The organism is uncultured Paracoccus sp. (assembly GCF_945915435.1).
Classification (GTDB): domain Bacteria; phylum Pseudomonadota; class Alphaproteobacteria; order Rhodobacterales; family Rhodobacteraceae; genus Paracoccus.
Genome location: NZ_CAMEFG010000058.1, coordinates 1 through 20,572, shown reverse-complemented (window position 1 = coordinate 20,572; position 20,572 = coordinate 1). Strand labels below are relative to the sequence as shown.

General features: G+C 68.0%; 22 protein-coding genes. 13 read left to right on the top strand and 9 right to left on the bottom strand.

Annotated features, from left to right (window positions below; all coding sequences use genetic code 11):
* Window positions 1-214 precede the first annotated feature (214 nt).
* Entirely contained in the window at window positions 215-493 is a 279-nt protein-coding gene (locus tag Q0O97_RS15815) for a DUF6522 family protein (protein ID WP_294931535.1), read from the top strand.
* A gap of 51 nt (window positions 494-544) precedes the next feature.
* Entirely contained in the window at window positions 545-1,240 is a 696-nt protein-coding gene (locus Q0O97_RS15810; RefSeq protein ID WP_294931531.1) for a cyclic nucleotide-binding domain-containing protein, read from the top strand.
* A gap of 14 nt (window positions 1,241-1,254) precedes the next feature.
* Here Q0O97_RS15810 and Q0O97_RS15805 read toward each other — a convergent pair whose 3' ends face one another.
* The 7 genes from Q0O97_RS15805 to Q0O97_RS15775 form a co-directional block, all read right to left on the bottom strand.
* A complete protein-coding gene (locus Q0O97_RS15805; RefSeq protein ID WP_294931528.1) occupies window positions 1,255-3,174 on the bottom strand; it encodes a nitric oxide reductase D protein in 1,920 nt (639 codons plus the stop codon).
* Window positions 3,175-3,178: 4 nt separating this feature from the next.
* On the bottom strand, window positions 3,179-3,985 hold the full coding sequence (locus tag Q0O97_RS15800) for a CbbQ/NirQ/NorQ/GpvN family protein (RefSeq protein ID WP_294931525.1): 807 nt from the start codon (window positions 3,983-3,985) through the stop codon (window positions 3,179-3,181).
* Window positions 3,986-3,988: 3 nt separating this feature from the next.
* A complete protein-coding gene (locus Q0O97_RS15795; RefSeq protein ID WP_294931522.1) occupies window positions 3,989-5,377 on the bottom strand; it encodes a cbb3-type cytochrome c oxidase subunit I in 1,389 nt (462 codons plus the stop codon).
* Window positions 5,378-5,389: 12 nt separating this feature from the next.
* The gene (locus Q0O97_RS15790) at window positions 5,390-5,842 is read right to left on the bottom strand and encodes a cytochrome c (protein WP_294931519.1); all 453 of its coding nucleotides are present in this window, start codon (window positions 5,840-5,842) and stop codon (window positions 5,390-5,392) included.
* A 74-nt stretch (window positions 5,843-5,916) separates the two neighbouring features.
* Complete coding sequence (locus Q0O97_RS15785; protein ID WP_294931516.1) at window positions 5,917-6,822, bottom strand: FAD:protein FMN transferase; 906 nt, start codon at window positions 6,820-6,822, stop codon at window positions 5,917-5,919.
* Window positions 6,819-8,024, bottom strand: coding sequence for an NnrS family protein (locus Q0O97_RS15780; RefSeq protein WP_294931513.1), 1,206 nt, complete (start codon window positions 8,022-8,024; stop codon window positions 6,819-6,821). Before Q0O97_RS15780 ends, Q0O97_RS15785 begins: the two co-directional genes overlap by 4 nt.
* Complete coding sequence (locus tag Q0O97_RS15775) at window positions 8,021-10,051, bottom strand: NosR/NirI family protein (protein ID WP_294931511.1); 2,031 nt, start codon at window positions 10,049-10,051, stop codon at window positions 8,021-8,023. The genes Q0O97_RS15780 and Q0O97_RS15775 overlap by 4 nt, the downstream gene beginning before the upstream one ends.
* Before the next feature lie 137 nt (window positions 10,052-10,188).
* On the opposite strand from Q0O97_RS15775, the gene Q0O97_RS15770 reads away from it, so the two are divergent.
* From Q0O97_RS15770 to Q0O97_RS15725, 10 genes are all read left to right on the top strand, one after another.
* Window positions 10,189-11,973 carry a nitrite reductase gene (locus tag Q0O97_RS15770; protein ID WP_294931508.1) on the top strand — a complete coding sequence of 595 codons (1,785 nt, stop codon included), beginning with the start codon at window positions 10,189-10,191 and terminating at the stop codon, window positions 11,971-11,973.
* Window positions 11,974-12,049: 76 nt separating this feature from the next.
* Window positions 12,050-12,832: a uroporphyrinogen-III C-methyltransferase gene (cobA, locus tag Q0O97_RS15765; RefSeq protein WP_294931505.1), complete on the top strand. Its 783-nt coding sequence runs from the start codon at window positions 12,050-12,052 to the stop codon at window positions 12,830-12,832.
* Window positions 12,832-13,119, top strand: a complete 288-nt coding sequence (locus Q0O97_RS15760; RefSeq protein ID WP_294931502.1) for a cytochrome c — start codon at window positions 12,832-12,834, stop codon at window positions 13,117-13,119. The genes cobA and Q0O97_RS15760 overlap by 1 nt, the downstream gene beginning before the upstream one ends.
* Window positions 13,116-14,267, top strand: coding sequence for a cytochrome D1 domain-containing protein (locus Q0O97_RS15755; RefSeq protein ID WP_294931499.1), 1,152 nt, complete (start codon window positions 13,116-13,118; stop codon window positions 14,265-14,267). The genes Q0O97_RS15760 and Q0O97_RS15755 overlap by 4 nt, the downstream gene beginning before the upstream one ends.
* On the top strand, window positions 14,267-15,229 hold the full coding sequence (locus Q0O97_RS15750; protein ID WP_294931496.1) for an AsnC family transcriptional regulator: 963 nt from the start codon (window positions 14,267-14,269) through the stop codon (window positions 15,227-15,229). The genes Q0O97_RS15755 and Q0O97_RS15750 overlap by 1 nt, the downstream gene beginning before the upstream one ends.
* A complete protein-coding gene (locus tag Q0O97_RS15745; RefSeq protein WP_294931492.1) occupies window positions 15,226-15,699 on the top strand; it encodes an AsnC family transcriptional regulator in 474 nt (157 codons plus the stop codon). The genes Q0O97_RS15750 and Q0O97_RS15745 overlap by 4 nt, the downstream gene beginning before the upstream one ends.
* Window positions 15,696-16,178, top strand: a complete 483-nt coding sequence (locus Q0O97_RS15740; protein ID WP_294931489.1) for an AsnC family transcriptional regulator — start codon at window positions 15,696-15,698, stop codon at window positions 16,176-16,178. The genes Q0O97_RS15745 and Q0O97_RS15740 overlap by 4 nt, the downstream gene beginning before the upstream one ends.
* An 11-nt stretch (window positions 16,179-16,189) precedes the next feature.
* Entirely contained in the window at window positions 16,190-17,401 is a 1,212-nt protein-coding gene (gene nirJ / locus Q0O97_RS15735; RefSeq protein ID WP_294931486.1) for a heme d1 biosynthesis radical SAM protein NirJ, read from the top strand.
* Window positions 17,376-18,824, top strand: a complete 1,449-nt coding sequence (locus Q0O97_RS15730) for a cytochrome D1 domain-containing protein (RefSeq protein WP_294931483.1) — start codon at window positions 17,376-17,378, stop codon at window positions 18,822-18,824. Before nirJ ends, Q0O97_RS15730 begins: the two co-directional genes overlap by 26 nt.
* Before the next feature lie 25 nt (window positions 18,825-18,849).
* Complete coding sequence (locus tag Q0O97_RS15725; protein ID WP_366125265.1) at window positions 18,850-19,059, top strand: hypothetical protein; 210 nt, start codon at window positions 18,850-18,852, stop codon at window positions 19,057-19,059.
* Here the strand turns inward: Q0O97_RS15725 and Q0O97_RS15720 are convergent.
* Window positions 19,056-19,295, bottom strand: coding sequence for a cytochrome C oxidase subunit IV family protein (locus Q0O97_RS15720; protein ID WP_294931477.1), 240 nt, complete (start codon window positions 19,293-19,295; stop codon window positions 19,056-19,058). The two genes, Q0O97_RS15725 and Q0O97_RS15720, sit on opposite strands and share 4 nt — an antisense overlap.
* 3 nt (window positions 19,296-19,298) lie before the next feature.
* Window positions 19,299-19,835, bottom strand: coding sequence for a cytochrome c oxidase subunit 3 (locus Q0O97_RS15715; protein ID WP_294931474.1), 537 nt, complete (start codon window positions 19,833-19,835; stop codon window positions 19,299-19,301).
* Window positions 19,836-19,968: 133 nt separating this feature from the next.
* Here Q0O97_RS15715 and Q0O97_RS15710 point away from each other — a divergent pair.
* Window positions 19,969-20,572, top strand: a 604-nt coding sequence (locus Q0O97_RS15710) for an ABC transporter substrate-binding protein (RefSeq protein WP_294931471.1), incomplete at its 3' end; no start/stop codon positions are given.

Here is a 20,572-nt window from a genome sequence, read left to right as displayed (position 1 = left end):
GGTGGTGCAGGTGGGCGACGATACCTCGAACCTCGCGGCCTTGCAGGAAGGCAAGCTGCCCAAGCGCGCCCGCGACCGGCTGGACGCTGCATTGGCGCAGGTCGAGTAAGCGGCCCATATGTGACCCATACGGCGGGCGCGGCGACCGCGCCCGTTCTTTGCAATATCGCGGATTTCACGCCATGACCCGCCTTCGCGCCATGCCGGTGCCGTCATGATCGCCCCGCCCGACAGGATCGGGGTCGAGGATGGCCGCTTCACCGTCGATGCCACCCTGATCGCGGCGGCATTCGGCCTTTCACCGCCCCAGGCGCGCGCGTTGATGCGCGACGGCGCCATCACCAGCCGGACCGAGCGGGGCGAGGGCGCGGACGAAGGCCGCTTCCGCCTTGTCTTCTTTTACCGCAACCGAGCCTTTCGCCTGACCGTCGATGGCGAAGGCCGCATCCTGACACGCGCCGCTTTCGATACCGGACCCGCCCGTTCCGCGTGACCTGCCGCATTTGCGGGACAATTCATAACAACCGATAAAAAGGGAATTTCCATGAAACCCTTGCTGGCTTCCGCCGTCCGAAAATCCGTTCTTCTCAGCGAGTTGAGCGAGGAACACCGCACCCGCATCCTGCGCGATTCGACCTGCCAAAGCTATGACGCGGGCACCACCATCGCCATGCAGGGCGACCCGGCGCATTGGGTTTTCGTCGTCCTTTGCGGATCGGTCAAGCTGGTGCGCATGACCCAGAACGGGACCGAGGCCGTCGTCGCCATCCTTGGCCGCGACCGCAGTTTCGCCGAGGCGATGGTGCTTCGCGGCGCGCCCTATCCCGTCACCGCCGAGGCGATCAGCCCCTGCACCCTGCTGAAGATCAACGGCGCGCGGCTGCGCCAATTCCTGCTGGAGAACCCGGAATTCGCGCTGGACCTGCTGGCCTCGACCTTCGTTCATCTGCAAGGGCTGGTCGAACAGATCGAACAACTCAAGGCCCAGACCGGCGTGCAGCGGCTGGCCGAGTTCCTGACCACGCTGACCGACCGCGCCTCGGGTCCCTGCGAGGTCGAACTGCCCTATAACAAGCGCCTGATTGCGGGCCATCTGGGGATGCAGCCCGAAAGCCTCTCGCGTGCTTTCGCCAAGCTGCGCGAACATGGGGTCGAGACCGAAAACAACCGCGCAAACATCGCCGATGTCGCGGCGCTGCGCATCCTGATCCACGGCGAGCGCGGACAGCCCGGCGCCTGAGGCGGGCCGGGCCGTCATGGCCCGACCAGTTGGCGGTAGATCATCGGCAGTGCGCCCGCCAGCCGGTCGGGATGGGGGATCAGCGAAAAGCCGCCCTGCCCGAAGATGCGGGGAAACCAGCTTTTGCCGTCCTGATCGACGGTGACGCCAAAGACTGAATGGCCGGCCATGCGCGCCTCGCGCACAGCCTTGGCGCTGTCCTCGATCCCGTGGCGGCCCTCGTAATGGTCCATGTCGTTGGGCTTGCCGTCGGTGATGACCAAGAGCAAGCGGCGGCTGCCTGCCTCGCCCGCAAGCCCCGCGCTGGCATGGCGGATCCCCGCGCCCAACCGGGTGTAGAAGCGCGGGGCGAGGCCCGCCACCCGTTCCTCGACCACCCGGCCCATCGGTTCGTCGAAACGCTTGCATTCGCTGACGAACACCCGGTCGCGTTTCAGCGAACAGAAGGCGTTGATCGCAAAGCGGTCGCCGCAGGCGTCCAGCCCCCAGGCCAGCGCCACCATCGCCTCGCGCTCGACGTCGATCACGCTGCGGCCCGCGACCGCGCTTTCGGTGGATCGCGACACGTCCAGCAGGATCGACACCGCCAGATTGCGCGCGACGGGGCGCGATTGCCGCCAGATGCGGTCGTTGCCCTGCCCGGTCGCGCGCAACTGCGCGGCGGCGCGCACCATCAGGTCGTCGTCCAGGTCGTCGCCGTCGCGGTGGCCGGTGGTGGTGACGCGGCCCGGCCGCAGCGCCTCGAACTGGCGACGGACGGCGCGGATGCGGCGGCGCGCGGCAGGGTCGTCCAGCGGCGCGGTATCGACCCCCTCAGGCGCGGAATTGACCAGCACCCGGACGTGACCGGGCAGATATTGCCCGCGCCGCGCATCCCATTCGGGATAGGTCAGTTTGCCCGCCACGGCCTCAAGATCGGCATCCTCGGGCGAGAGGTCCAGATGCAGCTTCAGCCGCGTCGCGGGGGCCTTGCTGACCTGGCCGAGGGACAGTTCCTCCTGATCCTCGGCGGCCTTCCTGGCGTCGTCCTCCTCGTCGTCGTCCACATGGCGGTTGAGGTTAAGCATATCGGCCCAGGACAGCAGGGCCTCGAACTTGTAAAGGATCAGGCTGTCGCGGCGGTCGGGCTGGTCGGTCTTGCGCCGCCGCGCGCGGATCATGCGTTCGGACAGCGGATCGGCGGCCAGCCCGTCGGGGCGGTCATGCGCGGCTTCCGTCCCGCCCGCGCGGGCGCGCTGTCCGAAAACGGGCCAGAGCGTGACGGGCCGCATCGGGCGATAGCCTCGCGGGGCGGCGATGGGGTCGGACCCGTCCAGCAGGGCCTGCGCGCGCAGCGGCAGGGGCGAGGGGTCGCCCAGCATCTGCCGGACCAGCGATTCCACGGCACCTTCGTCCCCCGTCAGCCGGGGGACCGGGCGCAGGGTCAGGGTCATGCGGCAAAGGTCGTGGTAAAGCGCGGCCAGCCCCGGCGCATCCGCCAGCGTCCGCGCCACCGCGTCCCGCGCCGCCGCCAGCCGGGCCAGATCGGCGCGCAGCGGGTCGTCGTGATGCGGGGCGGGCCGGCCATGCGCGGCGCAGGCGGCCAGCCAGATGTAAAGCGCGGCATTCGCCTCGCGCGCGGGCAGGGCGGTCAGGCGCTGCGGCAGGCGCAGGATTTCACCGTCGAAGCTGGCTTGCGGGATCGGCTCGGCCACGGTGCCAAGGCGGCGGCGCCAGCCAAGCCGGTGGGTCGAGACCTGATCGTCCGCGCCGCGGATTTCCACCGAAGGATGCCCGCCAAGCCCGCGAAACAGCACCGCCAGCCGCCCCGCGATTTCGGACAGCGCCACCGCCTGATCCTGAAAATCGGCGGGCGCGTCGAAGCCGCTGGCCCATTTGTGCCAGATCAGCCCGACGCTTTCCTCGGGCTCCCAAGGTTCGATATCCAGCCCCATGACGCTAACCGAAGACGGCCACCGACAGGTCGCGCAGCCCCTGCCGGATGTCGGGATCGTCGGTCAGCGGCTCGATCATCGCGACGGAGACCGCGCGGTCGATGGCCATGCCCTGCCCGATCAGCGTGGCCGCATAGACCACCAGCCGGGTCGAGACGCCTTCTTCCAGATCCTGCCCCTTGAGCGCGCGGATCTTGCCCGCCAGCCGCACCAGCGCCGAGGCGCGGGCCTCGTCCAGCCCGCTTTCCTGCGCGACGATGCGGGTTTCGCGGTCGGGGGCGGGGAAATCGAACTCCATCGCCACGAAACGCTGCCGGGTCGAGGGTTTCAGCGTTTTCAGGATGTTCTGGTAACCGGGGTTGTAGCTGGCGACCAGCATGAAGCCGGGGGGTGCCGCGATCTCCTCGCCCGTGCGGTCGATGGGCAGGATGCGGCGGTCGTCGGTCAGCGGGTGCAGGACGACGGTGACGTCCTTGCGGGCCTCGACCACCTCGTCCAGATAGCAGATCGCCCCTTCGCGGACGGCGCGGGTCAGGGGGCCGTCGGTCCAGACGGTTTCGCCCCCTTTCAGCAGATAGCGCCCGATCAGGTCGGCCGCCGACAGGTCGTCATGGCAGGCGACGGTGTAGAGGGGCCGCCCCAGCCGCGCCGCCATATGGGCGACGAAGCGGGTCTTGCCGCAGCCGGTCGGGCCTTTCAGCAGCACCGGCAGGTCGTTTTTCGCGGCGGCCTCGAAGATCGCGATCTCGTCGGCCTGCGGCAGGTAGAAGGGGGCGTCCGCCCCCCCCGTGGGTTTCACATGCGCGTTCATGGCTTACTCCGCCGGTTCAAGATGGCCGTCCTTGTGCGCCTGCACCGGGCCGGGCTTGACCACCTCGCGGCGCGGGAACAGCACTGCATAGATGAACAGGTATGCCCCCAGCACCACCATCACGCCCGACCCGAAGCGCATCCAGTAGAACAGCGTCAGGCCGTCCTGCACCTCCATGAAATATTCGCCCATGACGCGCTGAAGATGTGTCTGGACCGTGCCCGCGAAGGTCAGCGTCACCGTCATGAAGACCATCCCCGACGACATCAGCCAGAAGGATGCCATGTTCAGCACCTGATTGTAGGGGTCGCGGTTCTTCATGATCGGCAGGACATAGGTGACCAGCGCCAGCACCAGGCAGACATAGGCGCCATAGAAGGCCAGATGGCCATGCGCCGCGGTGATCTGCGTGCCGTGGGTGTAATAGTTCACCCCGTGCAGCGTGTGCAGGAAGCCCCAGACGCCCGCCCCGAAGAAGGCCAGCACGGTGCAGCCCAGGCTCCACAGCAATGCCGCCTTGTTGGGGTGGTCGCGCTTGCCCTTCCAGACCATGACGAAGGCGAAGGCCATCATCGCGAAGAAGGGCACGATCTCGAAGCTGGAGAAGATCGAGCCGATCCACTGCCAATAGGCGGGCAGGCCGATCCAGTAGTAATGGTGCCCGGTGCCGAGGATGCCTGAAAACAGCGCGGTGGCGACGATCAGGTAAAGCCATTTCTCGACCACCTCGCGGTCCACGCCGGTCAGCTTCAGCATCAGGAAGGCCAGGATCGCGGCCATGATCAGTTCCCACACGCCTTCCACCCACAGGTGGACGACCCACCACCAGTATTGCTTGTCCAAGACCAGGTTGGCGGGGTTGTAGAAGGCGAACAGCCACAGCAGCACCAGCCCCCAAAGGCCCAGGATCAGCACGTTGCTGACCGCCGTGCGCCGGCCCTTCAGGATGGTCATGGTGACGTTATACATGAAGATGACGGCGGCCACGGCGATGCCGATCTTGACCCATTTGGGCTGTTCAAGGAACTCGCGGCCTTCCTTGCCCAGCAGCCAGTTGCCGTGGAACAGGTCGAACACATAGGTCACGACCGCGCCAAGCGTGCCGATCACAAGGATCGCCAGTTGCAGATAGGCCAGCATGGGCGAGTGGATCTCGCGCTCGGCCTCTTCGGGCAGGATGTAATAGGTCGCGCCGAAGAATCCCAGCAGCAGCCAGACGATCAGGCTGTTGGTATGCAGCATCCGCGCGATGTTGAAGGGCAGCAGTTCCGACAGGAAGTTCGGGCTGACGTAGATCCAGCCCAGAAGCAGCCCGACCGTCACCTGGATGGCGAACAGCCCCATGGCCGCGATGATATAGGCATAGGCGATGCGTTGCGTTTGATATCTCATGTCCGTTTCCCCTCAGCCCGCCTCGTTGGGCGGCCAGTTCTGGGTGTTGATCGTGCCGGTCCACAGCAGGAAGTCGCTGAGCGCCCGGTATTCCTCGTCCGTCAGGTCGAAGAAGGGCATCTGGCGGCGGCCCTCGATCCCGGTGGGCATGGATTGCATCCAGCCCGTCAGCGTGTCGGCTGCCATGTCGGGGTCGTCCTGCACACCCCAGCGGGCCATGATATTGCCCAGTTCGGGGGCGAAATAGGCGCCCTCGCCCAGCAGGGTGTGGCAGTCGATGCAGGCGTTGCGTTCCCAGATATGCTTGCCCTCGATCACGCTGGCGGTCAGCGTGCTTTCGTCGACGGCCTTGGTGCGGGCATAGATATGGCTGTGAACGGTCAGCCCGATAAAGAGCAGAGTGAAGAAGATGGACCCGCCGTAAAAGACGTTCCGGGCCATGCTCTTGGTCATGATGTCGCTCATGACGCGGGTCCCTTTCCGTTGGAGTTCGATGCCCATCACTCGCCCGCCGGGGCCGAGTCGCTCATTGATGAAAGTCAACGGTTCGTGATATCTGCGGAAATTCCGTGTTGCGGTGGGTGCAGGGTCTCGACGCGGCAGCCGGGCAGGGCGGCAAGGGCGGCGTCTATGCGCGCGCGGGGCAGGGTGCAAAGCGCCGTGGACAGCCCGTCCGCCAGCGCCGCGTGGGGCGCGCTGACCGAGACCGTATCCCAGACCGCCCCGCCCCCCGCCGGGTCGATGATATGGGGGGCGTCTTGCGGCCCGATCCGCGTGCCGAGCGGTGAGGAGGTCGCCAGCGCGCGGCTGCGCAGTTCCAGCCGGTGCAGGACGCGGCCTTGTGCGTCGGCGATGCCCAGGGGCCAGCCGCGGGGACCGAGGGCGCGGAACTCTCCGCTGTCGATCAGCAGGTCGGTCAGGCCGTGGCGCGCGGCGACCCCGGCCAGCCGGTCGGCGGCCCAGCCCTGCGCGATGCCGTTCAATGTCAGCGCCATGCCGCGCCGGGTCAGGCGGATTTCGCGGGCGTCCCATTCGACATGGCGCCAGCCGATCAGGGCGCGGGCGGCGGCCTCGTCCCCGCCCCGCGCGCGGGCCAGCCACAGCGGCTGCACGGTCGGATCGAAAGCCCCGCCGGTGGCGCGGTGCAGCCGGTCCGACAGGGCCAGCAGATCCTGCATCGCGACCGAGGGAAAGCGCAGGTGGCCCAGCCGGTTCAGCCGCGCCAGATCGGAATCGCTGTGCAGCGAGAACTGGCTTTCGACATGGGCCAGTTCGCGCATGGCACCGGCGAAGAAGGCGCGGGCCTGCGCGGGGGGCGCGCCCCGGACGCGCAGCGTCACGTCCGCGCCCATCGCCTGCCCGCGCCATTCCCGGACGGCGGCCGATGCCGCGCCGGGCGCGGCCAGCGCCGCCGCCGTCAGGGCAAGGAAGCGGCGGCGATTCATTGCGTCACCCGCCTGCCCGCCCCGCCCGGATCGGCGCGCGGCCCGAAAAAGATCGGCCAGAGCGCGACCAGATACAGCGTGAACGCCACGCACCAGATCACGCCCGAGGCCAGCACGCCGGTATAGTAGAACCCGCCCATCCATTGCGACCCGGCCCAGCGCAGCGCCACCGCCACCGGCATCAGGACATAGGCCAGCGCGACCAGACGCGGCGCGACCAGCGCGCGGCCCGAATGGCCCAGCGCCGCGCGGCTCATCACCGCCAGCGTCATGCCGCCGACGGCGCCGATGGCCAGCACATGCAGCGCCGCCGTCTGCGAACCCAGCCCGAATTGCGACAGGCCCCACAGCATCAGCCCCAGCGCCAGCATCGCGTAGCCCAGATGCAGCGACCACAGGATCGGCTGGCCCAGCAGATGCAGGCCTCGCCACCCCGCCAGCCGTCCCGCCGCCGCGATCCCGGCCAGCACCGCAAGCCCGCCCGTCAGCGCGGCGGGCAGCCCGGCCAGCGCCGCCAGCGCGGTCAGGATCGCCAGCGCGATGCCCGCCTTGTCCAGCAGATCGTGGCTGGCGGGCAGGCGGTCCATGCGTCCCTGCCGCAGCATGGCGTTGCGGGTGAAGGCGGGGGTCACACGCCCACCCAGCGCCGCGATCATGGCGCAGATCGCCAGAAGGCCGCCGGTCAGGCCCTGCGCCTCGGTCCGGGCAAGGCCCAGCCATTCCAGATGCACCATCAGGTTGCCCGCCCAGACCATCGCCAGCAGCAGCAAAAACAGCATGTTCTGCGCCTTGGGCCGGGCCAGCAACTGCGTCAGCACCTTGGCCCCCAAGACCGGCAGAAAGGCCAGGTCGATCACCGCGACCAGCGCCATCGGCAGCACCCCCGACAGCCAGACCGCCAGCCGCCCGGCCAGCCACAGGCCCGCGACGATCATCACGAATCGCTCGGGCGCGTCTTTCGCGCCGGTCCAGTTGGGCACGGCGGTCAGGAAGAACCCGCCCAGCGCAGCGGCGGCATAGCCGAAGACCATCTCATGCGCGTGCCACAGATGCGGGGCCATCGCGACGCCCAGCCCGGCCATGCCGCCAAAGGCGTGGATGCCCAGCCAGAACACCCAGACCGCGACGGCGAAGACCGCCCACAGCCCCGCCGCAAGGAAGAACACCCGCCAACCGGCGGTGAAAAGATGATCGGGCTTCATGTCGCCTCCTTCGGTGCGGCGCCGCGCGCCCGGCGTTTCAGGACCGGGCAGGTCTGCGGATCGTTCATCACGACCTGACAGCGCAGGCACAGCACGCATTCATTGGGGTTGATCCGGCCAAGCGGGTCGATGGCGCCGACGGTGCATTTCGTCTCGCACAACCGGCATTCGCGCCCGCATTGGGGGCGCCGTTTCAGCCAGTCGAAGATCTTGAGCTTTGCGGGAATCGCCAGCCCCGCGCCCAGCGGGCAGAGGTAGCGGCAATAGAACCGCTCGATGAACAGCCCCGCCGCCAGCAGGGCCACGGCGAACAGCACGAAAGGCCATGCGCGGATGAAGCGCATGGAGATGGCGGTCTTGAACGGCTCGGCCTCGGCCAGGATCAGCGCCTGTTCCATGCTGTAGAAACTTAGCGCGACGATGGCCACGAACAGCGTGTATTTGATCACCCACAGCCGTTCATGCAGCGCCTGAGGCACGGCGATCTGGCGGATGCCGATGCGGCGGGCGGCGATGTTCAGCAGTTCCTGCAACGCGCCGAAGGGGCACAGCCAGCCGCAAAAAACCCCGCGTCCCCAGAACAGCAGGCCAAGCGCGGTGGTGCCCCAGATCAGGAAGATCAGCGGCTCGATCAGGAACGTCTCCCACCGGAAACCGGACAGGAGCGAATTGAGGAAGGCCACGACCTGCACGACGGAAAGCTGCGCGTTCAGCCCCCAGCCCAGCACCAGCAGGGTGAACAGCAGGAAACCCGTGCGCACCCGCAGCCACAGCCGGGGCCGGCGCACCAGCGATTCCTGCCCGAACAGGATCAGCGCCAGCACGAACAGCGCCGCGCCGACCAGCACGATGCCGGGGATCTTCTGCTGCCAGAAGCCGATCCACAGCGGTTGCGGTTCGGGCTCGGCGACGGTGAAGGCCTCGGGCAGGCGGATGGTGGCGCGGACGGGCAGGGCGAGGGTGTCGCCCGTGGCCGAGGGGCGCGTGGCCGTCACGATCACATCAAAAGGTTCGCGCGGCTCGATCCCGCCCGCGCCCGCGTCGATGTTCAGGCGGAACAGGCTGATCTCGCGGAAGTCGGGGGCGTCGGGCAGGGCGAGTTTCTCGACCAGTTGAAAATCGTCGGCTGCGGGGCGGATGCGGGTTTCGCCCTGGACGATCTCGATCCGCTCGAAGCTGCCGCTGCGGTGCCATTCGGTGCCGCGCGGGCTGTAGACGCCGCGCGACATCAGCGCCAGCAGCGCCTGGCCGGGGACCAGCGCGCCGGTGGCGGCGGTGAAATCGGCCCCGCCCAGCAGGTTGCGGCCCACGGTGGGCGTGTCGATCAGCCCGGCGTAAACTTCAAGGAAGGGCGCGTCCGAGGGCTGGACCGGAACGCGAGCACTGGCGAAGGCCTCCGCCGCCTCGGCCATGCTGGCGCGGGCCTGCGCGAAGGCGCCGCGGGTGATCAGGTCGGCCCATGTCGCGGGTGCGTAGCCCACCCGGTCGATGCCGCCGCCGCCCAGCCCCTGCGCCTGCGCCAGCACGCGGGCGGTGCGCAGGATGCCGTCGCGAATCACCCCGGTCGAGACGGTGGCGCGCGAGATCAGGTCGGGCATCGGCTGCCCCCCTTCGCCGCGCAGCGCGATGCCGCGAAACCCGTCCACATAGGCGCGGATATCGTCGTCCGAGATGCCGAGGCTCAGGACCGGCTCGGTCTGCCGGACCAGCCGCGCGCCCGCAATCGTCCCGTCCGGCGTCACGGCGACCAGCACCTCCAGCGGTTGCCCGGAATAGCCGGTGCTGGCCGCGATTTCCCAGGTCGAGCCGATCATGCCCACCGGCTGGCCGTCCCGCGTGGCCATCCAGCCCGGCACCGGCGCATCGCTGCGTGTCAGGACCAGCGGACCCTCGACCCCCAGCAGTATGGCGGCGGTCGATTCGTCGGGCGGTGCCGCCTGCGCCGCGCCAAGGGCCAGCGCCGTCAGCAGCGCCGCCAGCCACAGCCGCAGAAGGGGAATCGCACCGGGAAAGCGGTCGCAGGACATGGATCACGCGCCTTCAAAAAGCCTTTCCGGACTTTTTGCGCAAAAAGCCGCAGGGGGCCTTAACAATGGTCAACGTCTTTGTGGCGAATCCGTCTGTAGATCGATTGGAAATCTCAACCAGCAGATAGGAATGCCAGATGAACGGGAAAACACCATTCAACGTCCGGCGGGCGCTGGCGACGACGGCGATGGCGCTTGCGCTGTCGGCAACGGCCGGATTCGCGCAGGATGCGGCCCCGCCCGATCCGTCCGAGACCTCGCTTCAGGATCACCAGTCCGCGCTCGACAACCGCTATGAGCCGTCGCTGGACAACCTCGCGCGCGAGGACGTGACCGCCCCCGGCGCGCCCGAGGGCATCCCCGCGCTGACCGACGCGCAGTATAACGAGGCCAACAAGATCTATTTCGAACGCTGCGCGGGCTGCCACGGCGTCCTGCGCAACGGCGCGACCGGCAAGGCGCTGACGCCCGACCTGACGCGCGAGGTGGGCTTCGAATATCTTCAGATGTTCATCAACTACGGCTCGCCCGCCGGGATGCCGAACTGGGGAACCTCGGGCGACCTGACCGAAGAGCAGGTCGACCTGATGGCGAACTACCTGCTGCTGGACCCGGCGCCGCCGCCCGAATTCGGCATGAACGAGATGATGGAAACCTGGGTCGTCCATGTCGAACCCGAGGATCGCCCGACCGAGCAGCTCAACGACTGGGACCTGGACAATATCTTCAGCGTCACCCTGCGCGACGCGGGCCAGATCGCGCTGATCGACGGCGCGACCTATGAAATCAAGTCGATCCTGGACACGGGCTATGCCGTCCACATCAGCCGCATATCGGCCTCGGGGCGGTATCTGTTCGTCATCGGGCGTGACGGCAAGGTCAACATGATCGACATGTGGATGGAAAATCCCGACACCGTGGCCGAGATCAAGATCGGCTCGGAGGCGCGTTCCATCGAGACCTCGAAGATGGAAGGGTGGGAGGACAGATACGCCATCGCCGGGGCCTACTGGCCGCCGCAATACGTCATCATGGACGGGCAGACGCTGGAGCCGCTGAAGATCCAGTCCACGCGCGGCATGACCTATGACGAGCAGCAGTATCACCCCGAACCGCGCGTGGCCGCGATCCTGTCCAGCCACTACCGGCCGGAATTCATCGTCAACGTCAAGGAAACCGGCAAGATCCTGCTGGTCGATTATACCGACCTCGACAACCTCAAGACGACCGAGATCAGCGCGGAACGCTTCCTGCACGACGGCGGGCTGGATTCGACGCATCGCTATTTCATCACGGCGGCGAATGCGCGCAACAAGCTGGTGGTCATCGACACCCAGGAAGGCAGGCTCGAGGCGATCGAGGACACCGGCGGGCAGACCCCGCACCCTGGCCGCGGCGCGAACTTCGTTCATCCGACCTTCGGGCCGGTCTGGGCGACCTCGCATATGGGCGACGATTCGGTGGCGCTGATCGGCACCGATCCCGAAGGCCATCCCGACAACGCCTGGAAGATCCTCGACAGCTTCCCCGCGCTTGGCGGCGGGTCCTTGTTCATCAAGACGCACCCGGAGTCGAAATATCTCTATGTCGATGCGACGCTGAACCCGGAAATCGAGATTTCCGGCTCGGTTGCGGTCTTCGACACCAGCACGATGGACGGCGAGACCACGCCTGAATTCGTCACCCTGCCGCTGGCCGAATGGGCCGGTATCAGCGAGGGCCAGCCCCGCGTCGTGCAGGGCGAATTCAACAAGGAAGGCACCGAGGTCTGGTTCAGCATCTGGAACGGTCTGGATCAGGAATCCGCCATCGTCGTGGTCGATGACAAGACGCTGGAACTCAAGCACGTCATCAAGGACGAACGCCTGATCACGCCGACCGGCAAGTTCAACGTCTACAACACCAAAGGCGACATCTACTGATCGGTTGCAACCAAGGCAGGGGGCGCGCGTGCTTTGCGCCCCCGCCAAGGCAGTTTCACAGGCATCAGGGGGCGATATGACGGGCAAGGTCTATCTGATCGGCGCGGGACCGGGCGACCCGGACCTGCTGACGGTGCGGGCATTGCATCTGTTGCAAGGGGCGGATGTGGTGGTCCACGACCGGCTGGTCTCGCCCGAGATCATGGACCTCGTGCCCGCCGCCACGCGGCGCGTCGCGGTCGGCAAGGCGGCGGGCTGCCACCCCGTCCCGCAGGACCGCATCAACCGGATTCTGATCGATCTGGGCGCAAGCGGACTGGTCGTGGCGCGGCTGAAGGGCGGCGATCCCGGCATCTTCGGGCGCGGCGGGGAAGAGGCCGAGGAACTGACCGCCGCGGGCATTCCCTGGGAATACGTCCCCGGCATCACGGCGGCGCAGGGCGCGGCTGCGGCGGCGGGCATTCCGCTGACCCATCGCGGACTGACGACGGGGTTGCGCTATGTCACCGGCCACCGCGCCGGCGATGCGGCGCTGGACCTCGACTGGGCCTCGCTGGCCGATCCGGGCACGACGCTGGCCGTCTATATGGGGGCTGCGAACATGGCCGAGATCTCGGCCCGGCTCATGGGGCAGGGGATGCCTGCCGACCTGCCGGTGCTGGCGGTTTCACAGGCCACGACGCCGCGCGAAAGGCGGCTGCGCGGCACACTGTCGGGCATCGCCGCGCTGCTGGCGGAAAATCCGATGCCCGCGCCGGTCCTGTTCATCATCGGCCATGTCGCGGCGCTGGAAAGCCCCGCCCACCTGCCGCTGATCCCGCAGGCGGCCTGTCCGGCGCTGGCCGCGTGCCTGCCGTGATGGGGGCGCTGATCCTGGGGCTGGCGCTGGACGCCGCCGTTCCAGCGCCCCGCGCGGCGGAACTGGAACATATGGTCCGGCAGGACTGCGGTTCCTGCCACGGGCTGCGCATGACCGGGGGCCTTGGCAGCCCGATCACGCCGCAGGCGCTGGCCGGGCGTTCCGCCGATGACCTTGTGCCGGTGATCCTCGACGGGCTGCCCGGCACCGCCATGCCCGGCTGGCGCCCCCTGCTGACCGAGGACGAGGCGCATTGGATCGCCGACTACCTGCTGGAGGCCGAATGATGCTGAAACCCCTGCTTGCCGCCCTTCTGCTGGCCGCGCCCGCCCTGGCGGACGAATTGCGCGGCACCGGCGACCTCGGCCTGATCGTGGAACGCGAGGCGGGATCCTTGCTGGTCGTGGACCGCAGCGCCCGCGCCGCCCTTGGCCGGATCGAGGGCTTGGGCGACCTGTCCCATGCCAGCCTCGTCTATTCGCCGGATGAGCGTTTCGCCTATGTCTTCGGCCGTGACGGCGGGCTGAGCAAGGTGGACATCCTGACCCGGCAGATCGTGAATCGTGTCGTTCAGGGCGGCAACTCCATCGGCGGGGCGATCTCGGACGACGGCGCGCTGATCGCCGTGGCGAACTATGAGCCGGGCGGCGTCAAGGTCTTCGACGCCGGGACGCTGGATCTGGTTGCCGACGTGCCGATGGAATCGAAGACCGTCGGCATCGCCGATGTGCCCGGCTCGCGCTTCATCGTGGCGACCTGGGACACGGGCGAGGCCTGGATCCTGGACCACTCGGCCAACCCCGCCGATCCTGTGATCACAAAGCTGGAAGGCATCGGCGCCAACCCCTATGACGCGCTGCTGACGGCGGACGGGCGGCGCTATATCATTGGCCTCTTCGGCGAAAAGGGACTGACGCAGGTGGACCTGTGGCAGGACCCGCCGCAGGTCACGCGCTTCCTGCCCGACTACGGCAAGGACCAGCCCGACATGCCGGTCTACAAGATGCCGCATCTGCAAGGCTGGACGCTGGCCGATGGCGTCTTCGCCCTGCCCGCCGTGGGGCTGCACCAGCTACTGTGGGTCGATGCGGACGAACTGACCGAGATCGGGCGCACCGACCTTGTGGGCCAGCCGGTCTTCGCCCTTGCCCGCCCCGATCGGCGCGAGGTCTGGGTGAACTTCGCCCCGCCGAACAACGACACCATACAGGTGGTCGATGTGCTGACGCATGAAGTCACCGAGACGCTGACGCCGGGTCCGGGCGTGCTGCACATGGAGTTCGCTCCGCGCGGGCGCGAGGTCTGGCTGTCGGTGCGCGACGAGAACCGCGTGGAAATCCGCGACGCCCGCACCCGCGAGGTGCTGGGCGAGATTCAGGCAAACGCACCATCCGGCATCTTCTTCACCGACCGCGCGCACAGGACGGGGCTGTAATGGATCAGATCGACCTGCGCCTGCTGAACGACTTCCAGCGCGACCTGCCGCTGGTGCCGCGCCCCTTCGCGGCGATCGCCACCCGCCTCGGCATCCCCGAAGCCGAGACGATCGCCCGGCTGCGCGGCTTGCTTGACGCGGGCCGCATCACCCGCATCGGCGCGACCTGCCGCCCGAACACGATGGGCGCCTCGACCCTTGCGGCGCTGCGGGTGCCGGAAAGCCGCATGGAGCAAGTCGCCGCGCTGGTCGGGGCCGAGCCCGGCGTCAACCATTCCTATCAGCGCGAGGGCGACTGGAACCTGTGGTTCGTCGCCACCGCCCCCGATGCCGACGCGCTGGCCGCCAGCCTTGCCCGGATCGAACAGGCGACCGCCCTGCCGGTCCTGTCCCTGCCGCTGGTCCGCGCCTTCAACATCGACCTGGGCTTTCCGCTGACCGGCCCGCGGCAGGCGATGCCGATGGACCGCCCCGCCGATCTGTCGGTGCTGCGCGACACCGACCGGGCGCTGATGCAGGCGCTGTCCTCGGGCCTGCCGCTGCTGCCGCGCCCCTTCGCCGCGCTTGGCCGGGGCATCTCGGAAGCGCAGGCCATCGCCCGCATCCGCGCGCTGGCCGAAGCCCGCATCCTGACCCGCGTCGGCGTCATCGTCCGCCACCGCGCCCTTGGCTGGCGCGAGAACGCGATGGTCGTCTGGCGCCTGCCCGAAGGTGCCATCGAGGCGGCGGGCAGCGCCCTGTCGCAGATCCCCGGCGTGACGCTGTGCTATCAGCGCCGCATCGTGCCCGGCCTGTGGGATTGGCCTCTGTTCTGTATGATCCACGCCCGTTCCCGCCCCGAGGCGATGGCGGTGCTGGACGAGGCCCGCGCCTTGCCGGAACTGGCGGGCATCCCGCATCGCATCCTGTTCTCGACCCGCTGCTTTCGCCAACGGGGCGCCATCATCGAGGCCGCCGCATGAGCCGCAAGACCCTGCCCCAAGGCGCGCTTGACGCCACCGACCGCGCCATCCTGAACGCCTTGCAGGAGGGCTTCCCCCTGTCCCCGCGCCCCTATGACGAGGCGGGCGCCGCCCTTGGCCTGACCGGGGCGGAACTGATCGCCCGCCTGTCGCGCCTGCGCGAGATCGGCGCCATCACCCGCTTCGGCCCCTTCTTCGACGCGGCGGCGATGGGCGGGGCCTTCTGCCTCTGCGCGCTGTCGGCGCCGGACGCCGATTTCGACCGCATCGCCGATCTGGTCAATGCGCACCCAGAGGTCGCGCATAACTATGCCCGCGACCACGCGCTGAACATGTGGTTCGTGCTGGCCACTCCCACGCCCGAGGGCATCGGGGAAACCTGCGCGCGGATCGAGGCCGAGACGGGCCTGACCGTGCTGCAATTCCCGAAACTGGAAGAATTTTTCATCGGCTTCAGGGTGGCGGCATGATGCTGGATCAGACCGACCGCCGCCTGATCACCGCCACGCAAGCCGGGCTGCCCTTGGTGGATCAGCCCTATGCGCAGATCGCCCGCGACCTAGACCTGTCTGAGGCGCAGGTGACCCATCGCCTTGCCGCCATGCAGGCGCGCGGGATCATCCGCCGCATCGCCATCGCACCGAACCACTATGCGCTTGGCATGACCGCCAACGGCATGAGCGTCTGGGACGTGGACGACGCCCATGCCAGCGCGTTGGGCCAGCAGGTCGGTGCGCTGGATTTCGTGACCCATTGCTACCTGCGGCCCCGCGCGCGGCCCATGTGGCCCTACAACCTGTTCGCGATGCTGCACGGCACCACCCGCGCCGAGGTCGAGGAAAAGCGGGCGCAGGTCCGCGCCCTGCTGGGGCCCGCGCTTCGCGCCGACGACATCCTCTATTCCACCCGGATCCTGAAAAAGACCGGCCTGCGCCTGAAGGGCGACTGAAAGGAAAGCCCATGTTCCGCCTGACACAATACATGCACCAGCTTCTGCACCCGACCCCGCCGCGCCTCCGCAGGGGGCCTGTCAAGCCGGTGGTGATCTGGAACCTGACGCGAAGCTGCAACCTGAAATGCCGCCATTGCTATACCGTGTCCGCCGACCGGGTCTTTCCGGGCGAGCTGACCCATGACCAGGCGATGGGCGTCTTGCGCGACCTGCACGAATTCCGCATCCCGGCGCTGATCCTGTCGGGGGGCGAGCCGATGTCGCGCTTCGATTTCTGGGAACTGGCCGAGGAAGCCCGGCGGCTGGATTTCCGCCATCTGTCGCTGTCCACCAACGGCACGAAGATCAACAGCGGCAATATCGACCGGCTGGCCGACCTGGGCTTCGATTACGTGGGGATTTCGCTGGACGGGATCGGCGCGGTGAACGACTGGTTCCGGGGCGTCGCGGGGGCCTTCGACGACGCGCTGGCGGGCGTGCGGGCCTGCAAGGCGCGGGGCGTCAAGGTGGGCTTGCGCTTCACGCTGACGCGCGACAACGCCCATCACCTGCCCGCCATGCTGGACCTGTGCCGGGACGAGGGCGTGGACAAGTTCTATCTCTCGCATCTGGTCTATGCCGGGCGCGGCGACAAGCACCGGGGCGAGGACGCCGCCCATGACCACACCCGCAAGGCGATGGACCTGCTGACCACCCGCGCGTGGGACGCCGTGGAAAAGGGCGAGCCGCTGGAAGTCGTCACCGGCAACAACGACGCCGATGCGGTCTGGTTCCTGAACTGGGCGCGGGCGCGCTTCGCCCCCGAGGCCGTCGCGCATCTGCAAGCGCATCTTGAGGCATGGGGCGGCAATTCCTCGGGGCTGGGCGTCGGCAATATCGACCCGCAGGGGCGCGTCCATCCCGACACCTACTGGTCGGATTACACGGTGGGCTCGGTCAAGGAGCGGCCGTTTTCCGAGATCTGGACCGGCGACGACCCGATCCTTGCCACCCTGCGCACCCGCCCGCGCCCGCTGAAGGGTCGCTGCGGCGCCTGCGCCTGGCAGAAGGTCTGCGGCGGCAATACCCGCATCCGCGCGCTGCAACTGACCGGCGATCCATGGGCCGAGGACCCCGCCTGCTACCTGTCCGCGCGCGAGATCGGCGCCGACGATACCGAGCGCCTTGCCGTCACGCCTTTCCGGGGAAAAAGCCATGATCCGGCGCATCGTTTCCATTAGCCTGCTGCTGGCCTCGGTCGCCCATGCCGATCCTGCCGCCGATTACGCCGAACATTGCGCCGCCTGCCACGGCGAGGACCGCCTTGGCGGCACCGGCCCGGCTCTGATCCCCGAAACCCTGGGCCGGCTGAAGGGCATCGAGACGATCATCGCCGAGGGCCGCGTCTCGACCCAGATGATCGGCTATGCCGAGCAGTTGTCGCCGGACGCCATCGCGGCGCTGGCGGCTTATATCCAGACCCCGCTGGAACAGCGCCCCGATTGGACGGCGGGCGACATGGTTGCCTCGCGCGAGATGAACCCGGACTACCGGCCCGCCGACGCGCCGGTGTTCAAGGCCGACCCGATGAACATCACGCTGGTGGTGGAGACCGGCGACCATCATGTCAGCGTTCTGGACGGCGACAGCTTCGAGGTGCTGGACCGCTTCGCCACCCCCTTCGCCGTGCATGGCGGACCGAAATTCGACCCGCAGGGGCGCTTCGTCTACATCATGTCGCGCGACGGCTGGGTGCAGAAATACGACATCTGGTCTCTGGCCGAGGTGGGCCGCATCCGCGCCGCGCTGAACAGCCGCAATATCGCCATCAGCCCGGATGGCGAGTGGCTCGCGGTGGCGAATTACCTGCCCGAAAGCCTGACCATCCTTGACGACGACCTGAACCCGGCGGACCTGATCGCGGTCGAGGCCGAGGGCACCCCAAGCCGCGTCAGCGCCGTCTACCAGGCCCCGCAGCGCGGCAGTTTCGTCCTTGCGCTGAAGGACGCGGCGGAGATATGGGAGGTCACGCCCTCCGACCACGCCATCCGCCGCATCCCGATCAGCGAGCCGCTGGACGATTTCTTCTTCTCGCCCGACTACAAGCAGGTGATCGGCGCGAACCGGACCGGCGACAGCGGCGTGGTGGTCGATCTGGACGACGGCCACGAAGTCGCGCGCCTGCCCTTGCCGGGGATGCCGCATCTGGGCTCGGGCATCACCTGGGAACTGGAGGGCCGCCGCGTCATGGCCACCCCGCATCTGGGCGAGGGCGTGCTGTCGGTGATCGACATGGCCGACTGGTCGCTGGTCAAGCAGATCCAGACCAGCGGCCCCGGCTTCTTCCTGCGCGGCCATGCGACCAGCCCCTATATCTGGGCCGATGTCTTCTTCGGCCCCCACCGCGACGAGATGCATGTGATCGACAAGCAGACGCTTGAGATCGTGCGGACCCTTGCCCCCTTCCCCGGCCAGACCTTCGCCCATAGCGAATTCACCCGCGACGGCAGCCATGTGCTGGTCTCGCTTTGGGAAGACGAGGGCGCGGTCGTGGTCTATGATGCCAAGACGCTGGAAGAAGTGCGGCGGCTGCCGATGCGCAAACCATCCGGGAAATACAATGTCTGGAACAAGATCACCTTCGAGGACGGAACCAGCCACTGAGCGCTGGTCCGACCTGAAACTGGCCGTGCTGTTCTACCCCTTCGCGGCGGCGGCGGTCTGGATCAATCTGTTCATGCTGTCGCTGCTGGCAAGCTGGATCGGGCTGCCCAAGCTGTCGCCCTGGCAGGCGGCGGCGCTGGCCGTGCCGCTGGGGATTCCCGCGGCATGGGCGGCGGGACGCTGGATCGGCGGCCTGATGGACAAGGCAGACAAAGGGCCGGGCAAGCGCGCCTAGCCCGCCGCGTAAAGCCCCCACAGCACCGCCAGCCAGATCGCCAGCGGCACGGTGAATGCCGGCAGCCAGCCGGGCGCGCGGTCCAGATGCAGAAAGCCGCCAAGGATCAGCCGCGCCTTCAGCCATGCCAGCACCAGCAGCAGCGCGGTCGCCGCCATGCCGCCGACGCCCGCGACGACGACCGTCGCCAGGATCAGCGCCAGCAGCCACAGCCAGTTGCGCACCAGAACATCCATCGCTTACCCCATCAGATAGATCGGCGGCAGGATCAGCACCCAGACCAGATCGACCATATGCCAGAATGCCGCCCCCGCCTGCACCGGCTGCGGTCGCGCCTTCACCGCCACAAGGCCAAGCAGCACGACCCCTGCGATGACATGGGCGGCATGAAAGCCGGTCAGCAGGTAGTAGAAGGTAAAGAACGGATGGCTTTCCATCCCCAGCCCCTGGCGCATGTCGTGGGCGTATTCGATGCCCTTGACGATCAGGAACACGACGCCCCCGATCGCCGCCAGCAGTAGCGCAACCCTCGCCTTGCCCGCCTGACCCCGTGCCGCCGCGCGCTCGGCCAGGGCGGCGCAAAGCCCCGAGGTGACCAGCACCACCGTGTTCAGCGCCGCCATACGCCCGTCCAGCATCGCCTGCGCGGCGGAAAACCCCTCGGGGTCGGTCAGCCGCACGGCCATCATCGCCGTGACACCCGCCGCAAAGACAAGGATTTCCGAGGCGATGAGAACCCACAGGATCAACTCGCCCGGCAGATCTTCGACCCGCATCACGTTCCTTCCCTTGTCCCGGTCATCGCGCCACCTTGTCCCGACGCGCCCCGTTCCGCCTTGACCGGCGTCAAGCCCCGGTTGCGCCGTGGCGGTCAAGGGTGCAACAGTCCGTGGGCGGAAAGGGGGGAAGGTGGTGCGACGCAACCGGGCCGCGATGGCGATCTGCAAGCTGGCCGCGCTGTTCTGGGCGCTGGCCCTGCCTGCCCTTGGGGATGAGTTGCGCATCATCACATCCTATCAGGCCGATGTGGTCGATCCGATGCTGGAAGGCTTCGCGCGCCGCCACCCTGATATCCGCATCCGCGTCCTGAACAAGAACACCCATGCCGCCGTGGACGAGGTGCTGGCCGGCAACGACCGGCGGTTCGACCTGTTCTGGGCCTCGGCCCCCGAGGCCTTCGTGGTGCTGGACGGCGCCGGGCGGCTGGCCGACCTGGGGCACGGGCCTTATGCCGATTTCGCCTGGTCCGCCGTCGGCTGGACCTGGCGCGCGGGCCGCGACGGGCCGGTGCCTCAGGACTGGAACGACCTTCTGGACCCGGATTTCGCCCAAGGGGTCGCCATGTCGCACCCGATGCGCTCGGGCACGATGCATTCGCTGCTGGAAACGATCTTGCAGGATCGCGGCTGGCAGGCGGGCTGGGCGTGGATTTTGGAACTGGCGGGGCAGCTGAACACCATCTCGGCCCGCAGCTTCGGCGTGCTGGAAGGTGTCGAAAGCGGCGATTTCGCCA

Excerpts from the sequence above, each read along its gene's own strand:
- Q0O97_RS15815 (WP_294931535.1), top strand. The coding sequence starts at position 215 with ATGATCGCCCCGCCCGACAGGATCGGGGTCGAGGATGGCCGCTTCACC.
- Q0O97_RS15810 (WP_294931531.1), top strand. The coding sequence starts at position 545 with ATGAAACCCTTGCTGGCTTCCGCCGTCCGAAAATCCGTTCTTCTCAGC.
- Q0O97_RS15805 (WP_294931528.1), bottom strand. The coding sequence starts at position 3,174 with ATGGGGCTGGATATCGAACCTTGGGAGCCCGAGGAAAGCGTCGGGCTG.
- Q0O97_RS15800 (WP_294931525.1), bottom strand. The coding sequence starts at position 3,985 with ATGAACGCGCATGTGAAACCCACGGGGGGGGCGGACGCCCCCTTCTAC.
- Q0O97_RS15795 (WP_294931522.1), bottom strand. The coding sequence starts at position 5,377 with ATGAGATATCAAACGCAACGCATCGCCTATGCCTATATCATCGCGGCC.
- Q0O97_RS15790 (WP_294931519.1), bottom strand. The coding sequence starts at position 5,842 with ATGAGCGACATCATGACCAAGAGCATGGCCCGGAACGTCTTTTACGGC.
- Q0O97_RS15785 (WP_294931516.1), bottom strand. The coding sequence starts at position 6,822 with ATGAATCGCCGCCGCTTCCTTGCCCTGACGGCGGCGGCGCTGGCCGCG.
- Q0O97_RS15780 (WP_294931513.1), bottom strand. The coding sequence starts at position 8,024 with ATGAAGCCCGATCATCTTTTCACCGCCGGTTGGCGGGTGTTCTTCCTT.
- Q0O97_RS15775 (WP_294931511.1), bottom strand. The coding sequence starts at position 10,051 with ATGTCCTGCGACCGCTTTCCCGGTGCGATTCCCCTTCTGCGGCTGTGG.
- Q0O97_RS15770 (WP_294931508.1), top strand. The coding sequence starts at position 10,189 with ATGAACGGGAAAACACCATTCAACGTCCGGCGGGCGCTGGCGACGACG.
- cobA (WP_294931505.1), top strand. The coding sequence starts at position 12,050 with ATGACGGGCAAGGTCTATCTGATCGGCGCGGGACCGGGCGACCCGGAC.
- Q0O97_RS15760 (WP_294931502.1), top strand. The coding sequence starts at position 12,832 with ATGGGGGCGCTGATCCTGGGGCTGGCGCTGGACGCCGCCGTTCCAGCG.
- Q0O97_RS15755 (WP_294931499.1), top strand. The coding sequence starts at position 13,116 with ATGATGCTGAAACCCCTGCTTGCCGCCCTTCTGCTGGCCGCGCCCGCC.
- Q0O97_RS15750 (WP_294931496.1), top strand. The coding sequence starts at position 14,267 with ATGGATCAGATCGACCTGCGCCTGCTGAACGACTTCCAGCGCGACCTG.
- Q0O97_RS15745 (WP_294931492.1), top strand. The coding sequence starts at position 15,226 with ATGAGCCGCAAGACCCTGCCCCAAGGCGCGCTTGACGCCACCGACCGC.
- Q0O97_RS15740 (WP_294931489.1), top strand. The coding sequence starts at position 15,696 with ATGATGCTGGATCAGACCGACCGCCGCCTGATCACCGCCACGCAAGCC.
- nirJ (WP_294931486.1), top strand. The coding sequence starts at position 16,190 with ATGTTCCGCCTGACACAATACATGCACCAGCTTCTGCACCCGACCCCG.
- Q0O97_RS15730 (WP_294931483.1), top strand. The coding sequence starts at position 17,376 with ATGATCCGGCGCATCGTTTCCATTAGCCTGCTGCTGGCCTCGGTCGCC.
- Q0O97_RS15720 (WP_294931477.1), bottom strand. The coding sequence starts at position 19,295 with ATGGATGTTCTGGTGCGCAACTGGCTGTGGCTGCTGGCGCTGATCCTG.
- Q0O97_RS15715 (WP_294931474.1), bottom strand. The coding sequence starts at position 19,835 with ATGCGGGTCGAAGATCTGCCGGGCGAGTTGATCCTGTGGGTTCTCATC.